This is a genomic window from Streptomyces sp. SGAir0957, assembly GCF_043523415.1.
On the sequence record NZ_CP027293.1, the window covers coordinates 5,377,810 to 5,399,486 of the forward strand.

Consider the following 21,677-nt stretch of genomic DNA (forward strand, 5'->3'; position numbering starts at 1 on the left):
CCGCTCAGCCCCCGGGAGGCCATCGAGTACGCTGCCATTGAATTTCAATGGTTGGTAGTCGCTAGGGGTGCCGCCCTCCGAACGAGTGACCCGCGTGGAGGGGGTGACGGCGCATGCGCTGCGTACGCTCGTCCTGGCTCAAGCAGTCCTGGCTCAAGCGCGAGGCGGCGCGAGCGAGCGACAGGCAACGCATCGCTATCTCAGCCCAGTTGGAGACGAACCAGTGACAGTCCGAGGATCGGCGGGGCCCGCCGGACGTATGCAGATCGCACGCGGACTCAGGGTGCTTCGCTCCAGGGCGGAGCTCACCCAGTCCGAGGTGGCCAGACGCGCCGGCGTCTCGGTGGGCACCGTGAACCGGTACGAGACCTGGCAGGACCGGGCGAAGCTCAGGGTCCCCACGGTCCGCGCCCTGGCCGACACGTGCGGCGCCACGCCGGAGGAACAGGACACCCTGGTCCAGCTCGTCCGCAATCAGGAGAACGGCTGGTGGATGGATCACCCCGCCGTGCCTGAAGTGATGGACCCACTCATGTCGTTCGAGGACGTCGCCACGTACGAGCATGTCTTCGCCAATGCCCTGGTCCCGGGCCTGCTGCAGACACCCGGCTACGCACTCGCTCTGCACGAGGCACAGGACAGCCGCACCGGACCGGATGTGATCGCGGACAAGGTGGATGCCCGCATCAGGCGCCAAGCCATCCTGGAGAGGACTCCGGCCCTGCACCTCTGGGTCGTCCTCGACGAGGCGGTGCTGCGAAGGCCGGTGGGAGGCGCAGCCGTGATGGTCGAGCAGATCGATCATCTCCGCACTGTGGCGCAGCGCCCCAATGTGGATGTACAGGTGTTGCGTTTCGACGCGGGCGCTCACGCGGCAGGGTCGGGCGGCCACTTCCTTCTCCTCGGCCGCGAGGACGAGGGCGACCCGCTCAGCAGCATGAACGTGGTGTACCTGGAACTCCACAAGCGTGGCCTGTACCTGGACGCCCCCGCGGAGGTGCAGAGCTACAAGCTCATGTTTGACTACCTCAGATCTCAGGCTGCCGACACCTCGGCAAGTCTTGACCTGCTGGCAGCGGCACGACGGGAGTTCGTCGAATGAGCGAGATACAGGTCTTCGAGCAGGCGATGGCCACCGGCTGGTTCAAGAGCAGCTACAGCGCCGCCGACAACGAGTGCGTCGAGGTCGTGCGCGTGCGGGCGGGGGTGGGCGTCCGCGATTCGAAGAACCCGGGCGGTGATGTCCTGGTGCTGAGCGCCCGCTCCTTCTCCGCGTTCATCGACGGGCTCGACCAGCCGAGCTGATCGTCAGCTGAAGTCCCACGTGAGCACCGCGCACACCCCCTCATCAGTGCCGCCCGCGCTCCGGTACGCCGACAGCGCCACGTCATTGTCCGCGTCCACCGCGACCCACATGTCGTAGCAGCCCAGCTCGGCCGCGAGGTCGGCCAGCGTACGGATCAGAGCGCGAGCGATCCCGCGGCGGCGGTACGGCTCGGCCACCGCGAGTTCGTAGAGGAACATCTCGCGGCCCTTGTCGGGGTGGACGGTCTCGACGCCGCTGACGAAGCCGACGGGGGTGGCGTCGGCGTAGGCCAGGTAGAGGTGGTGGCCCGGTGCGGTCAGGAAGTCGCGGGCCACCTCCGGGCGGGGCGGGGTGTCGAACAGCGGGGCCGCGGCAAGGAGTTCGGTGACGGAGCGTGCGCGGCGGATCTCGGCAGGGGGTTCGACAGGAGGCTCGGCAGGGACAGGCATGTGGGTGTCGTACCACGCCTGCGGTACGCGGGTCGCGCCGCGTACTCCCGGAGGAGGGGTGCCAGTTCCGACCGGGGGGTGCGGTGACTGTCAGTGGCGGCGCTTACGGTGGGTGTCATGGAGCTGCGAGGGCGCCCAGGGCGCGGATGGCGCGGATGGCGCGAGCGGGTACGCGGGAGGCCGTGGCGGTGGGCGGCCGTCGTGGCGGTCCTGGCCGTGCTGGTCGGGGCCGGGAGCTGGTCCGTCGCCGCGGCGACGGATGGCGGGGACGGACCGGCCGTGCACCGGCAGGACCGGACGATGCCGATGGGCGGCGGCGTCCGGATCAAAACCTCGTACTTCACGGCCGGTGACGAGAGAGGGAAGCGGCCCGCGGTCCTCCTCGCGCACGGCTTCGGCGGCAGCAAGGAGGACGTGCGGGGCGAGGCGGAGAAGCTGGCCCGGCACGGGTACGCGGTACTGACCTGGTCCGCGCGCGGCTTCGGCGGCTCCACGGGCAAGATCGGGCTGAACGACAGGCGCGGCGAGGTCGCCGACGTGTCCCGTCTCATCGACTGGCTGGCGACCCGGCCCGAGGTACGGCTCGACAAGGCGGGCGACCCGCGCGTGGGCGTCACGGGCGCGTCGTACGGCGGCGCCGTCTCGCTGCTCGCGGCCGCGTACGACAAGAGGGTCGACGCGATAGCCCCGCACATCACCTACTGGAACCTGGCGGACGCCCTGTTCCCCGACGGTGTCTTCAAGAAGCTGTGGACCGGCATCTTCTTCACCACGGGCTCCGCGGACATCGGCGCGCGCACCAGCGAGGCCGGGCTGCACTGCGGCCGCTTCGAGGACGAGCTGTGCGACATGTACCAGCGGGTCGCCGTCGCCGGGAAGCCGGACGCGCAGGCGCGCAAGCTCCTTGAGGAGCGCAGCCCGTCGGCCGTCGGCGACCGCATCAAGGTGCCCACGCTCATCTCGCAGGGGCAGACCGACTCCCTGTTCCCGCTGAGCCACAGCGACGCGATGGCGAAGCAGATCAAGGCCAACGGCGCTCCTGTCGACGTCGACTGGATCGCGGGCGGCCACGACGGCGGCGCCATGGAGTCGGACCGCACCGCGGCCCGTGTGACGTCATGGTTCGACCGGTACCTGAAAGACGAGGACGTCGACACGGGGCCCGCGTTCCGCGTGTCCCGCACCGGCGGCGTCGACTCCACGGACGGCGCGGCCACCCTGCGCGGCGCGAGCGGCGACACGTACCCGGGGCTGCGCGGCGAGCAGCGGGTGTCCGTGCCGCTGAAGTCCGCGACGGAGACGTTCCAGAACCCGCCGGGCGGCGCCCCGCCGTCGATCTCCTCCGTACCGGGTCTCGGCAGCGCGTCGCAGCTGTCGTCGTCCCTCGGCGTCGGGCTCTCGCTGGACTTCCCGGGGCAGTTCGCCCGGTTCGCATCGGCGCCGCTGAAGAAGTCGGTGCGCGTCACCGGCTCGCCCACGGTCACGGCGCACGTGAAGTCCTCCACCGGCACCGCCGTCCTCTTCGCGAAGGTCTACGACGCCGGGCCCGGCGGCGCCCGCCAGGTGCTGCCCTCCCAACTGGTCGCGCCGGTACGGGTGACGGGCGCGGGCGGCGCGGGCAAGGACGTCACCTTCACGCTCCCGGCCGTCGACCACCAGGTGCAGAAGGGGCACACGCTGCGCCTCGTCCTGTCCGCGACCGACCTCGGCTACGCGTCCCCGGCCGAGCCCGCGACCTACCAGGTCTCGGTCAAGGGTCCGCTGAGCCTGCCGACGGCGCCCGCCGTCGAGACCGCGTCCGCGTCGCTGCCCGCCTGGGTGTGGTGGCTGCCGCTCGCCGCGGCCGTCGTCGCGGCGGCGCTGCTGCTGACCGCCCGCAGGCGGACGACGGCGCCCGCGCCCGACCCGGCGCTCGCCGACGTGCCGCTCCAGATCACGGACTTGAGCAAGCGGTACGCCAAGTCGACGGACCGGTACGCCGTCCGGGACCTGTCCTTCCGCGTCGAGAAGGGCCAGGTCCTCGGCCTGCTCGGGCCGAACGGGGCGGGCAAGACGACCACCCTGCGCATGCTCATGGGCCTCATCCGCCCCGACGAGGGCGAGATCCGGGTCTTCGGCCACGCGATCCGCCCCGGCGCCCCCGTCCTCTCCCGGGTCGGCGCCTTCGTGGAGGGCGCGGGCTTCCTGCCGCACCTGTCGGGCCGGGAGAACCTGGAGCTGTACTGGCGGGCCACCGGCCGCCCGCCCGGCGACGCCCATGTGGACGAGGCGCTGGAGATCGCCGGTCTCGGCGACGCGCTCGCCCGCGCGGTCCGCACCTACTCGCAGGGCATGCGGCAGCGCCTCGCCATCGCCCAGGCCATGCTCGGCCTGCCGGACCTGCTGATCCTCGACGAGCCGACGAACGGGCTCGACCCGCCGCAGATCCGCGAGATGCGCGAGGTCATGATCCGGTACGCGCGCGGCGGCCGCACCGTCATCGTCTCCAGCCACCTCCTTGCCGAGGTCGAGCAGTCCTGCACGCACCTCGTCGTCATGGACCGCGGCCGGCTCGTGGAGGCGGGCCGGGTCGAGGACATCGTCGGCTCCGGCGACACGGTGCTCGTGGGCCTCGCCGCCGACATCTCCGACCCGCTCCTGGAGAAGGTGGCGGCGCTTGACGGGGTGGAGTCGGTGGTCCACGCGGAGGAGGGGCTGCTGGTGCGGCTCGCGCCCGCGCCCCCGCTTCCCGGGGGTTCCGGTGATCCCGGCACCGACCCCGCCGCCCGCCTCCTCGCCGACCTGGTCCGGCTCGACGTGCCCGTCAAGGCGCTCGGCCCGCACCGGCGACTCGAGGACGCGTTCCTCACGCTGATCGGAGGCTCCGCATGAGCAGGACGAGCACCGGGGCCACCGCGCCCGCCCCGCCCCCGGAGGTCCCGCCCGTCGCCGGGCACGCCGACGGCTACCGGCCCGGCCGCACCCTCCCCCTGCGGGTCGAACTCGCCCGGCAGGTGAAGCGGCGACGCACCCTCGTCATGGGCGCGGTGCTCGCGCTGCTGCCGTTCGTGCTGGTCGCCGCGTTCGCGATCGGCGGGCAGCCGGAGGGCCGCGACGGCCGGGTGACGCTGATGGACACGGCCACCGCGTCGGCGGCGAACTTCGCGGCGACGTGCCTGTTCGTGTCCGCCGGTTTCCTGCTGGTCATCCCCGTCGCCCTGTTCTGCGGCGACACGGTGGCCTCCGAGGCGAACTGGTCGAGCCTGCGCTATCTGCTCGCCGCCCCCGTGCCGCGCGCCCGCCTGCTCTGGTCGAAGCTGGCCGTCGCGCTCGGGATGAGCCTCGGCGCGATGCTGCTGCTGCCGGTCGTCGCACTCGGCGTGGGCGCGGTCGCGTACGGCTGGGGTCCCCTGGACATACCGACCGGCGGGGCCCTGCCGTCCGGGACGGCGGCGCAGCGGCTGCTCGTCGTGATCGCGTACATCTTCGTGTCGCAGCTGGTCACCGCGGGCCTCGCGTTCTGGCTGTCGACGAAGACGGACAACCCGCTGGGCGCGGTCGGCGGCGCGGTCTTCCTGACCATCGTGGGCAATGTCCTGGACGCGGTCACCGCCCTCGGCCACTGGCGCGACTTCCTGCCCGCGCACTGGCAGTTCGCCTGGGCCGACCTGTTCCAGGCGCAGCCCGAGTGGAGCGGCATGGTGCAGGGGGCGTCGGTGTCGGTGGCGTACGCGGTGGTGCTGTTCGCGCTGGCGTTCCGGGGGTTCGCGCGGAAGGACGTGGTGTCGTAGACGGCGTCGCAGGCAGCGTCACAGGTGGCGTCGCAGACAGCGTCACAGGTGGGCGTTGCAGACAGCGTCACAGGTGGCGTCGTAGATGGCTTCGTAGATGGCGCGGGGGTCTCCGGAGGATTACCCACCGGTCACAACCGCCGCCCGCCGTAACCCCTTTGAGGCCAAGGCGCAATCGCCCGGGACGAACATTCCGCCCGCCTCCCGCGTCACAGTTCCAGGACATGGACGCGGGAGAAACGGGAGGGCGATCATGCGAGGTGGCCGGAGCGGTACACGCCGAGGGGGAGGGATGTGGGTGGCCGCGGTCCTCGCCGGGGGGCTGTTGCTCACCGGGTGCGGTGCGGACGGTACGGCGTCGGACGCCTCGCAGAAGAGGGCACCGCGCGGCGGCCAGGGGTTCACGGGCGGGGGCGGATCGGCGAACGGCCCGGCCGCGTCCGTGGCGCCGGACGGCGCCGACCGCGACGACCGCGACGGCGGCGAACGGGACGGCGGCGCGGACTATCGCTCCACCTTCGCCCTCGACGTCGACACCGCCTCCTACGGTTACGCGCGCCGCACCCTCGCCGAGGGGCGGCTGCCGGACCCCACGTCGGTGCGCCCCGAGGAGTTCGTCAACAGCTTCCGCCAGGGCTACCCGCGCCCGGAGGGCAACGGCTTCTCGGTGACGGTGGACGGCGCCCGCACCGGCGGCAGGGACGACAGCGGCGGCAGGGACGGCAGCGGCGGCGGGGACGACATCGGTGACGGGGACGACAGCGGCGGCGGGGGCGGCTGGCGCCTGATGCGGGTCGGCCTCGCGACGGCGCAGGCCCCCACGAGCGGCGAACGGGCGCCCGCGGCGCTGACGTTCGTCGTCGACATCTCCGGCTCCATGGGAGAGCCAGGCCGCCTCGACCTGGTCAGGGAATCCCTGGCCACGCTCACCGACCAGCTCCGCCCCGACGACTCGATCGCCCTGGTCACCTTCAGCGACGAGGCGGAGACGGTGCTGCCGATGACCCGGCTCGGGGCGCGCGGCGGCGAGGTGCGCGCCGAGGTCCACGACGCCGTCGACACCCTCGAACCCACCGACTCCACCAACCTGGAGGCGGGCATCCGCACCGGTTACGCGACGGCGGTCGGGGGCGTGCGGCCCGGCGCCACCAACCGCGTCGTGCTCCTGTCCGACGCCCTCGCCAACAACGGGGAGACCTCCGCCGACGCCCTCCTCGAACGCATCGCGGACGCCCGCCGCGACCACGGCATCACCCTCTTCGGGGTCGGGGTCGGCAGTGACTACGGCGACGCGCTCATGGAACGCCTCGCCGACAAGGGCGACGGCCACACCAGCTACGTCTCCACGTCCGCCGACGCCCGCAAGGTCTTCGTGCGACAACTCCCGGCCAACGTCGGGCTGCGCGCGCGGGACGCGAAGGCGCAGGTCACCTTCGACGAGGACGCGGTGTCCGACTTCCGGCTCCTCGGCTACGACAACCGCCGCGTCGCCGACGACGACTTCCGGGACGACCGCGTCGACGGCGGCGAGGTCGGCCCCGGCCACACGGTGACGGCGCTCTACGCGGTCAAGCTCCGCGAAGGCGCCGAGGGCCGGGTGGCCAGGGCGACGGTGCGCTGGCTCGACCCGGAGAGCCGGGCGCCGCGCGAGACCTCCGGCACCATCACGGCCGCGGCCCTGTCGGCCCGCCCCCTCTGGTCCACCGGCACACCGCCCCGGCTGCGGGTGGCGGCGATCGCCGCGTACCTCGCCCACCGCCTGGGCAGCGATCCGGCGGACCGCTGGCCGGGCGAACCGGACCTCCCCGCATTGGCGCGCCACGCCCGGACGTTGACGACGACCACGGAGGACAGCGACGTACGGGCGCTGGGGGAGGCGGTACGGGAGGCGGCCGGGTTGCGGAGCGAGGGGTAGCGCGTCGAGCCGGGGCGGGAGCGCTCGAGGCCGGGCGGCCCCGCCCCGGCGCGACGCGGGCCCGCTCCGGCGCAGGCCCGCCCGGCAACCCGGCAACCCGGCAGCCCGGCGGCGCTACAGCGGTTCAGCGGTTCAGCGGTTCGGCGGTTCAGCGGTTCAGCGGTTCAGCGGATCTGGCGCCCCGAGATCGCCCGCGCGATGACGAGCCGCTGGATCTCGCTCGTCCCCTCGAAGATGGTGTAGATCTTCGCGTCCCGGTACATCCGCTCGACCGGATGCTCCCTGCTGTATCCGGCGCCGCCGAGGACCTGGATCGCCTTCTCGCTGGCGGCGACGGCGAGTTCACCGGCCCGGAGCTTCGACATCGAGCCCTGCCCGGCGTCGAAGACCTTGTCGTTGCGGGCCATCCAGGACGCCTGCCAGATCAGCAGCCGGCACGCCTCGATCTCCGTACGGAGGTCCGCGAGGGCGAACGCGATCGCCTGGTTCTCGATGATCGGGCGGCCGAACGCCTCCCGGTCACCGGCGTATTCGAGGGCGTACTCGTATGCGGCGCGCGCGATGCCGAGCGCCTGTGCGCCCACGGTCGGCCGGCTGACCTCGAAGGTCGACATCGCGGCCTGACCGCGGCCACCTCCGCTCGAACCCTCGCGGGCCCGCGCCAGCCGCGCGTCGAGCTTCTCCTTTCCGCCGAGGAGGCAGTGTCCCGGGACCCGGACGTCGTCGAGGAAGACGTCCGCGGTGTGCGAGGCCCGCAGCCCCAGCTTCCGGATCTTCTTGGCGCCTTCGAGACCGGGCGTCCCGGGCGGCACGATGAACGCGGCCTGCCCGCGGGAACCCAGCCCGGGGTCGACGGAGGCGACGACGACGTGCACGTTCGCGATGCCGCCGTTGGTGATCCAGGCCTTCTGGCCGCTGAGCACCCATTCGTCCTTGGCCTCGTCGTAGCGGGCCCGTGTGCGCATCGCCGCCACGTCGGATCCGGCCTGCGGCTCCGACACGCAGAACGCCGCGACCTTCGGGTCGTCCGCGTCGCCGAAGCACTGCGGCACCCATTCGGCCAGCTGGTCGGGGGTGCCGGAGGAGAAGATCCCGGCGACGGCCAGGGAGGTGCCGAACAGGGCCATGCCGATGCCCGCGTCGCCCCAGAAGAGCTCCTCGTTGGCGATCTGCAACGAGATGCCGCTCGGGTCGCCGAAGAGTTCGGCCAGGGACTCGAACCCGTAGAGGCCGATCTTCGCGGCCTCCCGGATCACGGGCCAGGGCGTCTCCTCGCGCTCGTCCCACTCGGCGGCGGCGGGCCGCACCACGTCGACGGCGAACCCGTGCACCCAGTCGCGCAGATCGCGCTGGTCCTGGTCCAGTTCCAGAGAGAAAGCCATGTCGTCGCCGCCCCTATGCCTTCGGTATGTCGAAGTAGCGGGTCAGGCCCGCCGCGAGCGCGACATCGCCCGCGATCTTCACCTTGCGGAGCATGAACATGGTGACGGGCGAGGAGTTGCCGGAGACGAGCTTGAGGAAGTCGGGGTCGCTCATGACGAGGGTGGTGCGCGGCTCGGCGTCGGAGCGGCCCTCGGTCACCGTGCACGTACCGCCGCTGATCTTCGTCTCGTAGACGGCGTCGGGCACGTCGCCCTGGCCGGTGACCTTCCAGCGGATGAGCGCCTCGAGCGATCCGGCGACGTCGGGCTTGAACTGCCGTTCCATGCGCCCGAAGACCTCCTTCAGGACGCGGGCGCGCAAGGCGGCGTCCTGGGCGATCTCGTTGATCTCCTTGGTCGACAGGCCTTTCACGAGCCGCGCGAACTCCTCGGGCGTGACGCTCGCGAAGTCGAGGGCCGCGATGTCGTCGGCACCGCTCATGGAACTCTCCTAGTTCTGCCTGGGGTCGGGGCTGCCCTTGCGTGCTGACGCACTCAACTTACTGAAGGGTAAGATTACTTCTTGGTAAGGTTACGGCTACGTAGGTAGGCTGACAAGAGTGACGGGGACACCAGGCAACACGGGAGCACGTCGCAAGCGTGTGCCGCGCCCCGTGCGCGAGCAGCAGATCATCGACGTGGCGGTAGGGGTCTTCGCCAAGCGGGGCTACCACGCCGCGTCCGTCGACGAGATCGCCGAACTCGCCGGCATCTCCAAGCCGATGGTCTATCTGTACCTGGAATCCAAGGAAGGTCTCTTCCTCGCCTGCCTGCGCCGCGAGGCCGAGCGCCTGGTCGTCGCGTTCCAGGAGGCGGCGCGGGGTGCGGGCGCCGCGCCCGAACTGCGTCTCTACGCGGGCCTGTCGGCGTTCTTCGCCTTCGTCGCCGAACACCGTGACAGCTGGGTCGTCCTGCACCGGCAGGCCTCCGAGCTGACCGAGACGATCGCCGGGGCGGTCGCGGAGGCGCGGCGCGCGGTCATGGCAGAGGTCGCGGGTCTGGTCAGGGACGGCATCTCGGACAGCGGCAGGGGCGGCCGGCTCGGCGCGGAGGACGCCGATTTCGTGGCGCACGCGCTGGTCGGCGCGGCCGATTCGCTCACCGACTGGATGGAGCGCAACCCTGGTCAGGGGCCGGAAAGCATGGCGTTGCGGCTGATGAACATGGTGTGGATGGGCATGAGGGACGTCCTCGACGGCGGGGTGTGGCTGCCGGAGGAGTGAGCGCGGCGATCTTTGCGCGACCCATTGATTTTTGGTTACGCGTGGGTAAGTTGACTCCCGAGTAAGTACAGCTCGCCGCGGAACCAGCACCAGCACGAGCACCACCACCTGCGCGAGCACCAGCACCAGTACCTGCACCGACCGCCAGCACCAGCACCTGCACAGCACCTGCACCGACCGCCAGCCGCCGCGCGACCGGGAGCCGTCATGGGCGTACGCAAGGATCTGAAACGGGCCAGGAAACGCAGCGACCTGGCCGACCGCGCGAAGCCCGAACTCGTCAGGGACGAACGGGGCGTCGTCCGCGAGGCCCGCACCGCGCCCCTCGCCACGCCCCCGTCGGACGGTTCGACGCCCGCCGACATCCCGTTCGTGAACGCGACGGAGGCGCCGGACGCCGTGGTCCTCCGGCGTAAGACGGGTCAGACGGGTCAGACGGGTCAGACGGGGCCCGGCGCGGGGGAGTGGCGGCCGGTCACCGCGGCGCAGTTCGCCCGGGAAGTCACCGCGGCCGCGAAGGGCCTGCTGGCCGCCGGCCTCGAACCGGGCGGCCGCGTCGCCCTGATGTCCCGCACCCGCTACGAGTGGGAGGTGCTCGACTTCGCGATCTGGGCGGCCGGCGGCCAGACCGTGCCGATCTACGCGACCTCCTCGCCCGAGCAGATCGAATGGATCGTGCGGGACTCGGGCGCCCGGCTGCTGATCGTCGAGACCCTGGAGAACGCGGTCACCGCCGAGGCCGGACTCGCCGCGCTCCCCGACGCGGAGCGGCCCCGCGTCTGGCAGCTCACCCCGGCCCCCGCGCCCACCCCGGCCCCCGCGCCCACCCCGGCCGCCGAGGCCGCGGGCGGCGCGATGGCCGAACTCGCCGCGCTCGGCCGGGAGATACCGGACGACGAGGTCACCAAGCGCCGCGCCGCCCTCACCCCCGACACCATCGCCACCATCTGTTACACCTCCGGCACCACCGGCCGCCCCAAGGGCTGCGTCCTCACGCACGGCAACCTCCACGCGGAGGCCGCCAACACCGTCGAACTGCTGCACCCCATCTTCAAGGCGATCACCGGCCAGACCGCCTCCACCCTTCTCTTCCTCCCCCTCGCCCACATCCTGGGCCGCACCATCCAGATCGCCTGCCTGCTCGCCCGGATCGAACTCGGCCACTGCCCGAGCATCAAGCCGGACGAACTGCGGCCCGAACTGCGTTCGTTCCGGCCGACGTTCGTGGTCGGCGTGCCGTATCTCTTCGAGAAGATCCACGACACGGGGCGGGCCACGGCGGAGAAGATCGGGCGCGGCGCGTCCTTCGACCGGGCCGACCGGATCGCGGTGCGGTTCGGCGAACGCAGCCTGGCGAAGTTCCTGGAGAGCGGGAAGGGGGCGGGCGAGAAGGGCCCCGGGCTCGGGCTCACCCTCGCCACCGGCCTCTACGACCTCCTCGTATACCGCCGCGTCCGCAAGGAGCTCGGCGGCCGTCTGCGCTACGCGATCAGCGGCGGCTCCCCTCTCGACCGCGGCCTCAACCTCTTCTTCTACACCGCCGGCATCGTCGTCTACGAGGGCTACGGCCTGACCGAGACGACCGCCGCCGCCACCATCACCCCGCCGCTGCGGCCCCGCCCCGGCACCGTGGGCCTGCCGGTCCCGGGCACCGCGATCCGCATCGCGGACGACGGAGAAGTCCTGGTCAAGGGGGCGATCGTGTTCGGCTCGTACTGGCAGAACACCGCCGCGACCGGCGAGGCGCTCGACGCCGACGGCTGGTTCCGCACCGGCGACCTCGGCGCCCTCGACGACGACGGCTACCTCACGATCACCGGCCGCAAGAAGGACATCCTCGTCACCAGCGGCGGCAAGAACGTCTCGCCCGCCGTCCTGGAGGACCGCCTGCGCAGCCGGTCGCCGGTCGGCCAGTGCATCGTCGTCGGCGACAACCGCTCCTACGTCGCCGCCCTCATCACCCTCGAACCGGAGTCCGTCGCCCACTGGCTGAGCGTGCGCAAGCTGCCCGCCGACACCCCGCTGTCCGACGTCATCCGCGACCCGCGCATGATCGCGGCTGTGCAGAAGGCCGTCGACTTCGCCAACGAGGCTGTCTCGCGCGCCGAGTCCATCCGTAAGTTCTCGCTGGTCGAGGGCGAGTTCACGGAGGACAACGGGTTGCTGACCCCGTCCCTGAAGATCAAACGGCAGGCGGTCATGGCGGCGTACGAACGGGAGATCGAGGAGCTGTACGGTGCGTGAAACCGTCCCTGCCGCAGACTCCGGTGACGCCTTCGACTACGACGTCATCATCATCGGCTCCGGGTTCGGCGGCTCCGTCTCGGCGCTCCGCCTGACGGAGAAGGGCTACCGGGTCGCGGTCATCGAGGCGGGCCGCCGCCACACCCGCGCCACCCTTCCCCGTACGTCCCTGAAACTGCGCGCGTACCTGTGGGCGCCCCGCCTCGGCATGTACGGCATCCAGCGCATCCACCTGATGAAGAAGGTGATGGTGCTGGCGGGCGCGGGGGTGGGCGGCGGCTCGCTGAACTACGCCAACACGCTCTACGTCCCGCCACCGGCCTTCTTCCGGGACCGCCAGTGGGCGGACATCACCGACTGGCAGGCCGAACTCGCCCCGCACTACGACCAGGCGCGGCGCATGCTCGGCGTACGCACCAACCCGACGACCACCGAGGCCGACGAGCTGCTGCGGGCGGCGGCCGGACGGATGGGTGCGGCGGACATCTTCCGGCTGACCCCCGTGGGGGTGTTCTTCGGCGACGGGCGGGACGCCGACGGCAGTACAACGGCCGAGCCCGGCAAGGAAGTTCCCGATCCGTACTTCGGCGGCGCGGGACCGGCCCGTGCCGCGTGCACGGAGTGCGGCTCGTGCATGACCGGCTGCCGGGTCGGCGCCAAGAACGCCCTCACGGAGAACTACCTCTACCTGGCCGAACGCGCGGGCGCCGAGGTACGTGCCATGACCACGGTGACGTCGGTGCGCGAGGCGGACGACCACGCGGGAGAGACCGGTTACGAGGGGGAGACCGGGCACGCGGGGGAGACCGGCTACGAGGGGGAGACCGGGCACGCGGGGGAGACCGGCTACGAGAGGGAGACCGGGCACGCGGGGGAGACCGGCCACGAGGGCGAGACCAGGCACGCTGGGGAGGCCGGTTACGAAGTGACGACCGTCCCCACGAACCGTCTCCGGCGCGGCCCGCGCACCGTGCTGCGTGCCCGCCGCGTCGTCCTGGCGGCGGGCACGTACGGCACCCAGACCCTCCTGCACCGCATGAAGGCCGACGGCACCCTGCCCCGCCTCTCGGACCGGCTCGGCGTGCTCACCCGTACCAACTCGGAGGCGCTGGTCGGCGCCCTGACGTGGCCGCGTCGCCTGGGCCGCAAGGACATCGACTTCACGCGCGGCATCGCCATCACGTCGTCCATCCACCCGAACCCCACGACCCACATCGAGAACGTGCGTTACGGCAAGGGCTCCAATCTCATGGCCCTGATCTGCGTACCGCAATACAGGCAGAACCTGCCGAAACCGGTCGCCGCCGTGCTCGCCTTCGCCTCCCACCCGGTCCTCGTCGCCCGGACCGCCCTCCTGCGCCGCTGGTCGGAGCGGACCATCATCGGGCTCGTCATGCAGACCCACGACAACTCGCTGACGACGAGCCTGACCCGGCGCGGCCGCCTCACCGCCGAACAGGGCCACGGCAGCCCGAACCCCGTCCACATCCCGGAGGGCTGGCAGGCCGCGGGGCTGATCGCCGAGTCCCTGAACGGCTTCGCGGGCACGAACCTCGGCGAACTCCTCGGCAAGCCCCTCACCGCCCACTTCCTCGGCGGCTGCGCCATCGGCGACAGCCCCGAGCGCGGCGTCGTCGACCCCTACCACCGGCTGTACGGGTACCCGGGCATCTCGGTGGTCGACGGTTCGGCCGTCTCCGCGAACCTCGGCGTCAACCCGTCCCTGACCATCACGGCCCAGGCCGAACGCGCGATGTCGTACTGGCCGAACCTCGGGGAGGAGGATCCGCGCCCGCCGCAGGGAGCGGCCTACCGCCGCCTGGAACCGGTGCCTCCGAAGGCTCCCGCGGTCCCGAAGGGCGCGTTCGGCGAGCTGCGGCGCGCCGTCACTCCTCCAGCTGGTGATCGGCCCACACGTACGTGAAGGGAAGCAGCTCCCTGACCGGGACGGCCCGCGCGCGTCCACCGTCACCGCGCACGATGACGCGCATCTCGGGGAAGTAGTCGAGCAGCGCTTGGCGGCAGCGTCCGCACGGCGGGACGACGCCCCGCTCGCGGTCGCCGACGGCGACGATGGTGTCCAGTTCGTACACGCCCTGGGCGGCGGCGGCGCCGATGACGACCAGTTCGGCGCAGGGGCCGCCCGTGAAGTGGTACGCGTTCATGCCGGTGACGATCCGGCCGTCTCGCGCACGGGCGGCGGCGGCGACGGTGTGGTTGTCGTCGCGGCTGTGGGTGCGGGCGACATGGGCGGCGGCGTCGATGAGCTCCTGGTCGACGGCTTCGGAGCCGCCCTGGTCGTGGATGCCGCCTGGTACCTGCGCCGTCATGCTCTCCCCCTGATCGCCGGGCCGGCGGCCCGCGCGCGCCGGTGCCCCATCTTCCCCGCGAGGATCCGGGACGTGTCGAGGGGGCGCTCCCGGCGAGACCTGTTTCGTTGCCTTACTGGTTTCTTACGACTGACATTTCGCGGCCCGGGGGGCGCATACTGGCAGCACGATGACGAAGCCCTCCGCGCCGCGGCGCCACCTGCCGACAAGCCCCTTCAACGCTCCGTCCGCCGCTCCCCCCAAGCACTTCGACCTCGGGGACCGCGTCACGCACGACCGGTACGGCCTGGGAAGGATCATCGGCGTCGAGAACGGCGTCGCGATGCTCGTCGACTTCGGCTCCCGCCAGGCCCGCATCAGCAGCCCGTACACCCACATGGACAAACTCTGACACTCGCGCCCAGCGAGCGAGACAGCCCCGGGAAGCCCCCGGGGCTTCGTCATGTCCGGGCGCCCGCGCGGGAGGGCCACGCGCGCATGGGGGCAGCAAAAAGGCCCCGCCGAAGCGGAGCCGATCGGAGGCGCCCCCGGCAGGACTCGAACCTGCGGCCAAGCGCTTAGAAGGCGCCTGCTCTATCCACTGAGCTACGGGGGCCGGTGTGTGGCCGGTGGCTTGGACGGATGAGGGGGTGGGTGATCCGTGACCTTGCCGGGGACAAGGATAGGGCTCCCGACTCCCCGTCCTTGTTGCTTCGCCTCCGCGCCACGATGTGGAGGTTCAGTGAAGCGATCCCGATAATCGCAGGCAGGTGCGAATCCTGCAGCGCTTTTGGCGTCTCACGCCCCGGGTGTTGTGCACTCGTTATGCCTGCGCCCCCTGCCTCCCCTTCCGTCCCGCTGTGTGCTTCCTGTGCGGTATCGGACACCTTGTTCGGGGTCCCGTGCCTGCCGAAGGGTGTGTTATCGGCGCGCAGGGGTGGTCATATGCTTCAGAAAGCCACCAAAATTGGGCATTCTTCGCATGTGGTGACCTTGGACGTACGGCCTCAGCTGCTCGACGCACTTACCGCGCTGCGCGACCGTGTCGCCGCCGCGCGCTTTCCGCTCCCGCTCGCGGGGGCTCCACGCGCGCGTGCCAATCGCGACGAGTTGCTCGCACAGCTCGACGACTATCTGGTGCCCCGCCTGCGCGCCCCCGAAGCGCCGCTGCTCGCCGTGGTCGGCGGCTCCACCGGAGCCGGCAAGTCGACCCTCGTGAACTCGCTCGTCGGGCGTGTGGTGAGCGAGGCGGGAGTGCTGCGGCCGACGACGCGCACCCCCGTCCTCGTCTGCCACCCCGACGACCACCACTGGTTCGCCGGGATGCGCGTCCTGCCCGACCTCACGCGCGTGTGGGTCCCCCGCCAGGCGGACAGCGGGACGGACGAGTGCGAAGGCGACGAGGACGACCCCCTGACGCCCCTCCTGGAGGACGAGGAACGGGCGCTGCGCATCGAGACCGCCGACACGCTGCCGCGCGGCCTCGCGCTCCTCGACGCGCCGGACGTCGACTCGCTCGTCGCCGAGAACCGGTCGCTGGCCGCCCGGCTGATCAGCGCCGCGGACGTGTGGGTGATGGTCACCACCGCGTCCCGGTACGCCGACGCCGTGCCCTGGCACCTGCTGCGCACCGCCAAGGAGCACGACGCCTCCCTGGTCACCGTGCTCGACCGCGTGCCCCACCAGGTCCTCGCCGAGGTGTCGCGCCAGTACGGCGCCCTGCTCTCCAAGGCCGGCCTCGGCGACGTGCCCCGGTTCACCGTGCCCGAGCTGCCCGAATCGACGGGCAACGGCGGCCTGCTGCCCTCCACCGCCGTCGCGCCGCTGCGGGCCTGGCTCGGCCACCGCGCGCAGGACCGCGACGCCCGTACCCGCGTCATGGCGCGCACCGCGCGCGGCGTGCTCGACTCGCTGCGCGCCCGGATGCCGGAACTGGCCGCCGCGCTCGCCGCCCAGTACTCCGCCGCGGTCCGGCTCACCGCCGCCGTCGAGGACGCCTACGACAGCGAGCACGCGCGCGTGGGCGCCAGGCTCGAAGGCGGCGCCGTGCTGACCGGCGACGCCCTGAAGCGCTGGCAGAGCTACCCGCTGGACTGTTCGGCGGGCGAACTGCTCGACGCCCTGGTCGAGAGCCTGGGCGCGCTCCTGCTGTGCGCGGTGACCGCCGCCGAGGAACGCATCGACGAGACATGGCGACGCGAACCGGCCGGCAGCGCCCCCGAACTCACCGCCGCCGCCCCGGAGCCGCACAGTGCCGAGCACCGGATCGGGATGGCCGTACGGCGCTGGCGGCGCGTCCTGGAGGAGTACGCCGAGGACGAGGTGCGGGCCGCCGGCGAGGCGCAAGGCGCGTCGCCCCCCGACCCGGAGATCGTTGCCGCCCTCGTGGCCGCCGCCCTGCTCGGCGGACGGCGGGCGAGGGCCGCGGGGGAGACGCTGGCCGAGCGGATCGGCGCGCAGGGCGCCCTGCGCCTCCAGGACCGCGGCGGACGGCTGCTCGGCGAGTACCTGGACACCGTCCTCGACGCGGAGCGCGACCGCCGCCTCGCGCCCGTGGACGCCCTCGGCATCGGACCCGAACCCCAGGCCGCACTGATCGCGGCCTTGTCGCTGCTGCAGAAGGAGAGGTGAGGAAGGGCATGACCGCCGTCACGGATCACACCAAGGACACCGGACCCCACCCCGACGACACCGGCCACCGTCCCGACGACACGGGCCGCCCCGGCGACGCGCGTCCAGCGGCCCGTCGCGCCGGTCGGACCGACCAGGCGGAGCGCACGGCCCACGCCGAACGCCCCGCGCGCGCGGGAGACGCGCACAGCGCCGCACCGGACGAACGCACCGCCCCCTGGGACGACGGCCTCATCGCCCGCCGCGCCGCCGGACTGCCCGCCCAGGCGCCGGAGACGGCCCCGGCAGCCTACGACCACCACCGCACCATGGCGCCGCCCCCGGCGGAGCCCGCCCCGCCCTCGACCGCGCCCCCCGCGCCGCGGCTCACCCCGCGCCCCGACGCGCTGACCGACCGGCAGCTGCACCAGGACCTCACGCAGCGGCTCGACGCGCTGCGCGAACTCGTCGGCCTCTCGCGCACCCGGCTCGACGGGAAGACGCTGGCCGAGGCAGGGCACGTACTCGACGAGGCCGCAGCGCGGCGGCGGCTCTCCGCAAGGCACACCGTCGTCGCCGTCGCCGGGGCGACCGGCAGCGGCAAGTCGACACTGTTCAACGCCCTCGCCGGGGTGCCGCTCTCGGAGACCGGACTGCGCCGCCCGACCACCTCGGCGCCGATCGCCTGCAGCTGGACGGACGGAGCGGCCGGGCTGCTCGACCGGCTCGGCATCCCTGGCCGCTCCCGGCGCCGCCCCCTGCAACGGCAGCAGGAGGAGGCGCCCCTGGACGGGCTCGTCCTCGTCGACCTGCCCGACCACGACTCCGCGGCGCCCGCCCACCGCGAACAGGTCGACCGGGTGCTCGCCCTGGTGGACGCCGTCATCTGGGTCGTCGACCCGGAGAAGTACGCCGACGCCATGCTGCACGAGCGGTACCTGCGGCCCATGGCCGGGCACGCCGAGGTCATGTTCGTCGTCCTCAACCAGGTCGACCGGCTGCCCGGTGACGCCGCCGACCAGGTCCTCGACGATCTGCGGCGCCTGCTCGACGAGGACGGCGTCGCGCTCGGCGAGCACGGTGAACTCGGCGCCACCGTGCTGTCCCTGTCGGCCCTGAGCGGCGAAGGCGTCGGCGAACTCCGGCACGCGCTCGGCCGGTTCACCGCGGAACGGCAGGCCGCCGCCCGCCGGATCGCCGCCGACGTCGACGCCGCCGCCGAGAATCTGCGGCCCGTGTACGGCGCCGGGCGGCAGACCGGGCTGAGCGAGGAGGCCCGTGAGGAGTTCGCCGACCGGCTCGCCGACGCGGTGGGCGCGGCCGCCGCGGGACAGGCCGCCGAACGCGCCTGGTCCCGCTCCGCGAACCGGGCCTGCGGCACCCCCTGGCTCCGGCTCTGGCGCTGGTACGAGACGCAGCGCACCCTCTCGTCGGCGGTTCCCGCGTCCACCGAGCCCGGCGACGAGGAGCAGGTCACGGCGCGCCAGCGCGTCGAGCACGCCGTGCGCGCCGTCGGCGAGGCCGCCGCGACGGGGCTGCCCACCGCGTGGGGGCTGGCCGTACGGGAGGCCGCGACGCGGGGCGCGAGCGGGCTGCCGGAGGCGCTGGACGAGATCACGCCGGAGAGCGACGTGGTGCTGGACGGCGGCCGGCACGGCAGGCAAGCCCCCGGCGCGGTGCAGGGCGGCGGTGGCAGGCCGCCGCGGCCCGGATGGTGGCCCCTCGCCGTGTTCACCCAGACGGCGATGACGGCGCTCCAAGTGCTCGGCGTGGTGTGGCTGGTGACGCAGGCGACCGGCGCGCTGCCGTCCAACTGGTGGGTGCCCGCGCTGATGGTGCTGGTCGGGATCGTCGGCGGCCCGTGCGTCGAATGGTCCTGCCGCCTCGCGGCGAAGGGCCCGGCGCGCCGGTACGGGCAGGAGGCGGAGAGGCGCCTGCGGGACGCGGCAGCGGCCTGCGGCCGGGCCCGGGTCCTGGACCCCGTGGCGGCCGAGCTGCTGCGGTACCGGGAGGTGCGCGAGCAGTACGCACGAGTGGCCGGGTTTTCCACAACCGGCCGGTAGGACACAGCCGTCAGCGGGGTGCGCGGTGCGGGTGCAGTCTGGGATCGCGGTTCGGGGAAGGGCCCGGGCCGCGATGCGGACGGGGAGGCCCGAGCCGCTGTGCGGACGGGGAGGGATGCACGAGATGAACGAGACGCTGCTGACGGTTGTGGGAAATGTGGCGACGACGCCGGTCTACCGGGAACTGCCGACGGGGCCGGTGGCCCGGTTCCGGCTCGCGGTGACCCCGCGCCGGTTCGACGCGGTGCAGAACACGTGGGTGGACGGGCACACCAACTTCTTCACGGTCTGGGCCAAGGGGATGCTCGGGGCGAATGTGCAGGGGTCGGTGTCGATCGGCGAACCGGTCATCGTGCAGGGCCGGTTGAAGGTGCGCGACGAGGAGCGGGGCGGCCAGCACTGGACGTCGGCGGACATCCAGGCGACGTCGGTGGGGCACGACCTGTCGCGCGGGACCTCGGCGTTCCGGCGCACGCGGGGCGGTGCCCCGCCTGCGGCACAGGAGAGCGCCCGGCAACAGGGCGCGCAGGAGCCCTCGTTCGAGATCGAGCCGGACGTGGGGGCGGGCCAGCCGGAGCCGGAGCCGGTGGGATGAGGCGGTGACCGAAGTGTGGCTTATCGACGGCTGCGTTCCGGTGATTTGTCGATAAGCCCAGTTCATGAACGGTATTGGCGATAACGATTGCGATTCGGATCGGTTGCCGGGGCGCAGCTCCGGGCACCGAGATGAGCCGTTTCCTTAGGATGCCGGGCGTAGCTCCATGAGCTTCGAGGGATTCCTGAGGTTGACGGGCCCTCAGAAGCGCATGGCCGTCACGAGCTTGGAAGCCCCAGCGGCTCCACAGACTCAGCGATTCTGTCGGCGGGACGCCCCCAGTGCCATCACGTCCTGCCTGAAGGGGATTACGTGTTTTCTCTGTTCTCACGGACCGGGCGCCGTGACCGAGGCACCGCTCGCCTCGCAGCGGCGGCCCTGGTGTCGGGTCTCGCGATGACCGGCGCGATAGCCACCACCGGGACGGCCCACGCGGACGACGTCGCCAAGCAGCCGGGCGGCGCGAGCGCCACGCTGGGTGGTCTGGAGACGTTCGGGACCGCCGTGATCCACGAGGGCGGGAAGGACAAGGAGGTCTCCGCCGGCCTCTTCAAGATGACGGTGGACGGCGGCGGCACGCTGCAGACGTACTGCATCGACATCCACAACCCGACCCAGACGGAAGCCAAGTACCAGGAGACGCCCTGGAGCGGCACGTCCCTGAGCGGCAACGCGGACGCGGGCCGGATCCGCTGGATCCTGCAGAACTCCTACCCGCAGGTCAACGACCTGGCCGCGCTCGCGAGCAAGGCCGGTGCGGGCAGCCTCACCGAGAAGGAGGCCGCGGCCGGCACCCAGGTCGCCATCTGGCGCTACTCCGACAAGGCCGACGTCGACGCGGTGAGCCCCGCCGCCGAGAAGCTCGCCGACTACCTGCAGAAGAGCGCCGGCCAGCTGACCGAGCCGGGCGCGTCGCTGACCCTGTCGCCGAACGCCGTGTCCGGCGCGCCGGGCGAGCGGCTCGGCCCGGTCACCGTGCACACCAACGCGCAGTCCGTCTCGGTCGCGCCGTCGGCCTCGGTCGGCGCCGACGGTGTGAAGGTCGTCGACAAGGACGGCAAGCCGGTCACCACCGCCGCCGACGGCAGCCAGGTCTACTTCGACGTGCCGAAGGACGCGGAGCCGGGTTCGGCCGCGCTGACGGTCCAGGCGTCGACGACCGTGCCGGTCGGCCGCGCCTTCGCCTCCGAGAGCCGCAGCCAGACGCAGATCCTGGCGGGCTCCAGCGAGTCCACGGTCTCCGCCACCGCGACGGCGCACTGGGCGAAGACGGGCCCGGTGCCCGCGGTGTCCGCGCAGAAGAACTGCGCCAAGGGCGGCGTGGACATCACGGCGACGAACACGGGCGACGAGCCCTTCACGTACACGCTGATGGGCACCGAGTACACGACCCCGGCGGGCGAGTCCCGCACGGTCACGATCCCGCTGAAGGAGGACCAGGCGTACGACTTCACGATCACGGGGCCCAACGGCTTCGAGACGCGTCTGCGCGGGGTCCTCGACTGCAAGACGGCCGCCGAGACGGCCCCCAAGGGTGACGACGAGGGAGTGACCCCGCAGACCGGCACGCAGCCGAGCCCGGCCTCGGTCGGCGGCACCGGCAGCGGTTCCGGTTCGGACCAGGACCTCGCCGCGACCGGTGGCTCGAACGCCACCCCGGTGATCGCGGGCGTCGCCATCGTGCTGGTCCTGCTCGGCGGCGTCGCCGTCGTGCTCGTCCGCAAGAAGAAGCCGAGCGTCGGTAAGTAGTCAGGCGCCAGGCGCACTGCCTG

The 21,677-nt window shown here is 72.4% G+C and carries 17 protein-coding genes and 1 tRNA gene; 13 read left to right on the forward strand and 5 right to left on the reverse strand.

Annotated features, from left to right (window positions below; genetic code table 11):
* Nucleotides 1-259 precede the first annotated feature (259 nt).
* Nucleotides 260-1,102, forward strand: coding sequence for a helix-turn-helix domain-containing protein (locus tag C1N81_RS29055; RefSeq protein ID WP_394433964.1), 843 nt, complete (start codon nucleotides 260-262; stop codon nucleotides 1,100-1,102).
* Entirely contained in the window at nucleotides 1,099-1,305 is a 207-nt protein-coding gene (locus C1N81_RS29060; protein ID WP_394433966.1) for a DUF397 domain-containing protein, read from the forward strand. The genes C1N81_RS29055 and C1N81_RS29060 overlap by 4 nt, the downstream gene beginning before the upstream one ends.
* A 3-nt stretch (nucleotides 1,306-1,308) precedes the next feature.
* Here C1N81_RS29060 and C1N81_RS29065 read toward each other — a convergent pair whose 3' ends face one another.
* Nucleotides 1,309-1,755, reverse strand: a complete 447-nt coding sequence (locus C1N81_RS29065; protein ID WP_394433968.1) for a GNAT family N-acetyltransferase — start codon at nucleotides 1,753-1,755, stop codon at nucleotides 1,309-1,311.
* Between the two features lie 117 nt (nucleotides 1,756-1,872).
* On the opposite strand from C1N81_RS29065, the gene C1N81_RS29070 reads away from it, so the two are divergent.
* The 3 genes from C1N81_RS29070 to C1N81_RS29080 all read left to right on the forward strand — a co-directional run bounded on the left by C1N81_RS29070 (nucleotide 1,873) and on the right by C1N81_RS29080 (nucleotide 7,440).
* Complete coding sequence (locus tag C1N81_RS29070; RefSeq protein ID WP_394433970.1) at nucleotides 1,873-4,626, forward strand: alpha/beta fold hydrolase; 2,754 nt, start codon at nucleotides 1,873-1,875, stop codon at nucleotides 4,624-4,626.
* A complete protein-coding gene (locus tag C1N81_RS29075) occupies nucleotides 4,623-5,525 on the forward strand; it encodes an ABC transporter permease (RefSeq protein ID WP_394433972.1) in 903 nt (300 codons plus the stop codon). Before C1N81_RS29070 ends, C1N81_RS29075 begins: the two co-directional genes overlap by 4 nt.
* 292 nt (nucleotides 5,526-5,817) lie before the next feature.
* Complete coding sequence (locus C1N81_RS29080) at nucleotides 5,818-7,440, forward strand: vWA domain-containing protein (RefSeq protein ID WP_394433974.1); 1,623 nt, start codon at nucleotides 5,818-5,820, stop codon at nucleotides 7,438-7,440.
* Between the two features lie 164 nt (nucleotides 7,441-7,604).
* Here the strand turns inward: C1N81_RS29080 and C1N81_RS29085 are convergent, their stop codons facing one another.
* Both C1N81_RS29085 and C1N81_RS29090 read right to left on the reverse strand, forming a co-directional pair.
* Nucleotides 7,605-8,822 (reverse strand): acyl-CoA dehydrogenase family protein, encoded by a 1,218-nt coding sequence (locus C1N81_RS29085; RefSeq protein ID WP_394433976.1) that lies wholly within the window; start codon nucleotides 8,820-8,822, stop codon nucleotides 7,605-7,607.
* 13 nt (nucleotides 8,823-8,835) lie between these two features.
* Nucleotides 8,836-9,303 (reverse strand): SCP2 sterol-binding domain-containing protein, encoded by a 468-nt coding sequence (locus tag C1N81_RS29090; RefSeq protein ID WP_394433978.1) that lies wholly within the window; start codon nucleotides 9,301-9,303, stop codon nucleotides 8,836-8,838.
* A gap of 118 nt (nucleotides 9,304-9,421) precedes the next feature.
* Between C1N81_RS29090 and C1N81_RS29095 the strand changes: the two genes are divergently transcribed.
* The 3 genes from C1N81_RS29095 to C1N81_RS29105 all read left to right on the forward strand — a co-directional run bounded on the left by C1N81_RS29095 (nucleotide 9,422) and on the right by C1N81_RS29105 (nucleotide 14,252).
* Complete coding sequence (locus C1N81_RS29095; protein ID WP_394433980.1) at nucleotides 9,422-10,084, forward strand: TetR/AcrR family transcriptional regulator; 663 nt, start codon at nucleotides 9,422-9,424, stop codon at nucleotides 10,082-10,084.
* Between the two features lie 207 nt (nucleotides 10,085-10,291).
* A complete protein-coding gene (locus tag C1N81_RS29100) occupies nucleotides 10,292-12,328 on the forward strand; it encodes an AMP-dependent synthetase/ligase (RefSeq protein ID WP_394433982.1) in 2,037 nt (678 codons plus the stop codon).
* Nucleotides 12,321-14,252, forward strand: a complete 1,932-nt coding sequence (locus tag C1N81_RS29105; RefSeq protein WP_394433984.1) for a GMC oxidoreductase — start codon at nucleotides 12,321-12,323, stop codon at nucleotides 14,250-14,252. The genes C1N81_RS29100 and C1N81_RS29105 overlap by 8 nt, the downstream gene beginning before the upstream one ends.
* Here C1N81_RS29105 and C1N81_RS29110 read toward each other — a convergent pair.
* Nucleotides 14,215-14,658: a cytidine deaminase family protein gene (locus C1N81_RS29110; RefSeq protein ID WP_394433986.1), complete on the reverse strand. Its 444-nt coding sequence runs from the start codon at nucleotides 14,656-14,658 to the stop codon at nucleotides 14,215-14,217. The two genes, C1N81_RS29105 and C1N81_RS29110, sit on opposite strands and share 38 nt — an antisense overlap.
* A gap of 169 nt (nucleotides 14,659-14,827) precedes the next feature.
* Between C1N81_RS29110 and C1N81_RS29115 the strand changes: the two genes are divergently transcribed.
* A complete protein-coding gene (locus C1N81_RS29115) occupies nucleotides 14,828-15,049 on the forward strand; it encodes a hypothetical protein (RefSeq protein ID WP_356494882.1) in 222 nt (73 codons plus the stop codon).
* Nucleotides 15,050-15,180: 131 nt separating this feature from the next.
* On the opposite strand, the gene C1N81_RS29120 is transcribed toward C1N81_RS29115, so the two are convergent.
* Nucleotides 15,181-15,253 (reverse strand) — tRNA-Arg (locus tag C1N81_RS29120).
* Nucleotides 15,254-15,621: 368 nt separating this feature from the next.
* On the opposite strand from C1N81_RS29120, the gene C1N81_RS29125 reads away from it, so the two are divergent.
* The 4 genes from C1N81_RS29125 (at nucleotide 15,622) to C1N81_RS29140 (ending at nucleotide 21,654) form a co-directional block, all read left to right on the forward strand.
* The gene (locus tag C1N81_RS29125) at nucleotides 15,622-17,268 is read left to right on the forward strand and encodes a dynamin family protein (RefSeq protein WP_394433989.1); all 1,647 of its coding nucleotides are present in this window, start codon (nucleotides 15,622-15,624) and stop codon (nucleotides 17,266-17,268) included.
* 8 nt (nucleotides 17,269-17,276) lie between these two features.
* Nucleotides 17,277-19,310 carry a GTPase gene (locus tag C1N81_RS29130; protein ID WP_394433991.1) on the forward strand — a complete coding sequence of 678 codons (2,034 nt, stop codon included), beginning with the start codon at nucleotides 17,277-17,279 and terminating at the stop codon, nucleotides 19,308-19,310.
* Between the two features lie 124 nt (nucleotides 19,311-19,434).
* Entirely contained in the window at nucleotides 19,435-19,905 is a 471-nt protein-coding gene (locus tag C1N81_RS29135) for a single-stranded DNA-binding protein (RefSeq protein WP_394433993.1), read from the forward strand.
* A gap of 396 nt (nucleotides 19,906-20,301) precedes the next feature.
* Nucleotides 20,302-21,654, forward strand: coding sequence for a Cys-Gln thioester bond-forming surface protein (locus C1N81_RS29140; protein ID WP_394433995.1), 1,353 nt, complete (start codon nucleotides 20,302-20,304; stop codon nucleotides 21,652-21,654).
* Nucleotides 21,655-21,677 lie beyond the last annotated feature (23 nt).

Bases quoted from the DNA above. Each gene is read 5' to 3' on its own strand.
- C1N81_RS29055 (WP_394433964.1), top strand. From the start codon at position 260: ATGCAGATCGCACGCGGACTCAGGGTGCTTCGCTCCAGGGCGGAGCTC.
- C1N81_RS29060 (WP_394433966.1), top strand. From the start codon at position 1,099: ATGAGCGAGATACAGGTCTTCGAGCAGGCGATGGCCACCGGCTGGTTC.
- C1N81_RS29065 (WP_394433968.1), bottom strand. From the start codon at position 1,755: ATGCCTGTCCCTGCCGAGCCTCCTGTCGAACCCCCTGCCGAGATCCGC.
- C1N81_RS29070 (WP_394433970.1), top strand. From the start codon at position 1,873: ATGGAGCTGCGAGGGCGCCCAGGGCGCGGATGGCGCGGATGGCGCGAG.
- C1N81_RS29075 (WP_394433972.1), top strand. From the start codon at position 4,623: ATGAGCAGGACGAGCACCGGGGCCACCGCGCCCGCCCCGCCCCCGGAG.
- C1N81_RS29080 (WP_394433974.1), top strand. From the start codon at position 5,818: ATGTGGGTGGCCGCGGTCCTCGCCGGGGGGCTGTTGCTCACCGGGTGC.
- C1N81_RS29085 (WP_394433976.1), bottom strand. From the start codon at position 8,822: ATGGCTTTCTCTCTGGAACTGGACCAGGACCAGCGCGATCTGCGCGAC.
- C1N81_RS29090 (WP_394433978.1), bottom strand. From the start codon at position 9,303: ATGAGCGGTGCCGACGACATCGCGGCCCTCGACTTCGCGAGCGTCACG.
- C1N81_RS29100 (WP_394433982.1), top strand. From the start codon at position 10,292: ATGGGCGTACGCAAGGATCTGAAACGGGCCAGGAAACGCAGCGACCTG.
- C1N81_RS29110 (WP_394433986.1), bottom strand. From the start codon at position 14,658: ATGACGGCGCAGGTACCAGGCGGCATCCACGACCAGGGCGGCTCCGAA.
- C1N81_RS29115 (WP_356494882.1), top strand. From the start codon at position 14,828: ATGACGAAGCCCTCCGCGCCGCGGCGCCACCTGCCGACAAGCCCCTTC.
- C1N81_RS29130 (WP_394433991.1), top strand. From the start codon at position 17,277: ATGACCGCCGTCACGGATCACACCAAGGACACCGGACCCCACCCCGAC.
- C1N81_RS29135 (WP_394433993.1), top strand. From the start codon at position 19,435: ATGAACGAGACGCTGCTGACGGTTGTGGGAAATGTGGCGACGACGCCG.
- C1N81_RS29140 (WP_394433995.1), top strand. From the start codon at position 20,302: ATGACCGGCGCGATAGCCACCACCGGGACGGCCCACGCGGACGACGTC.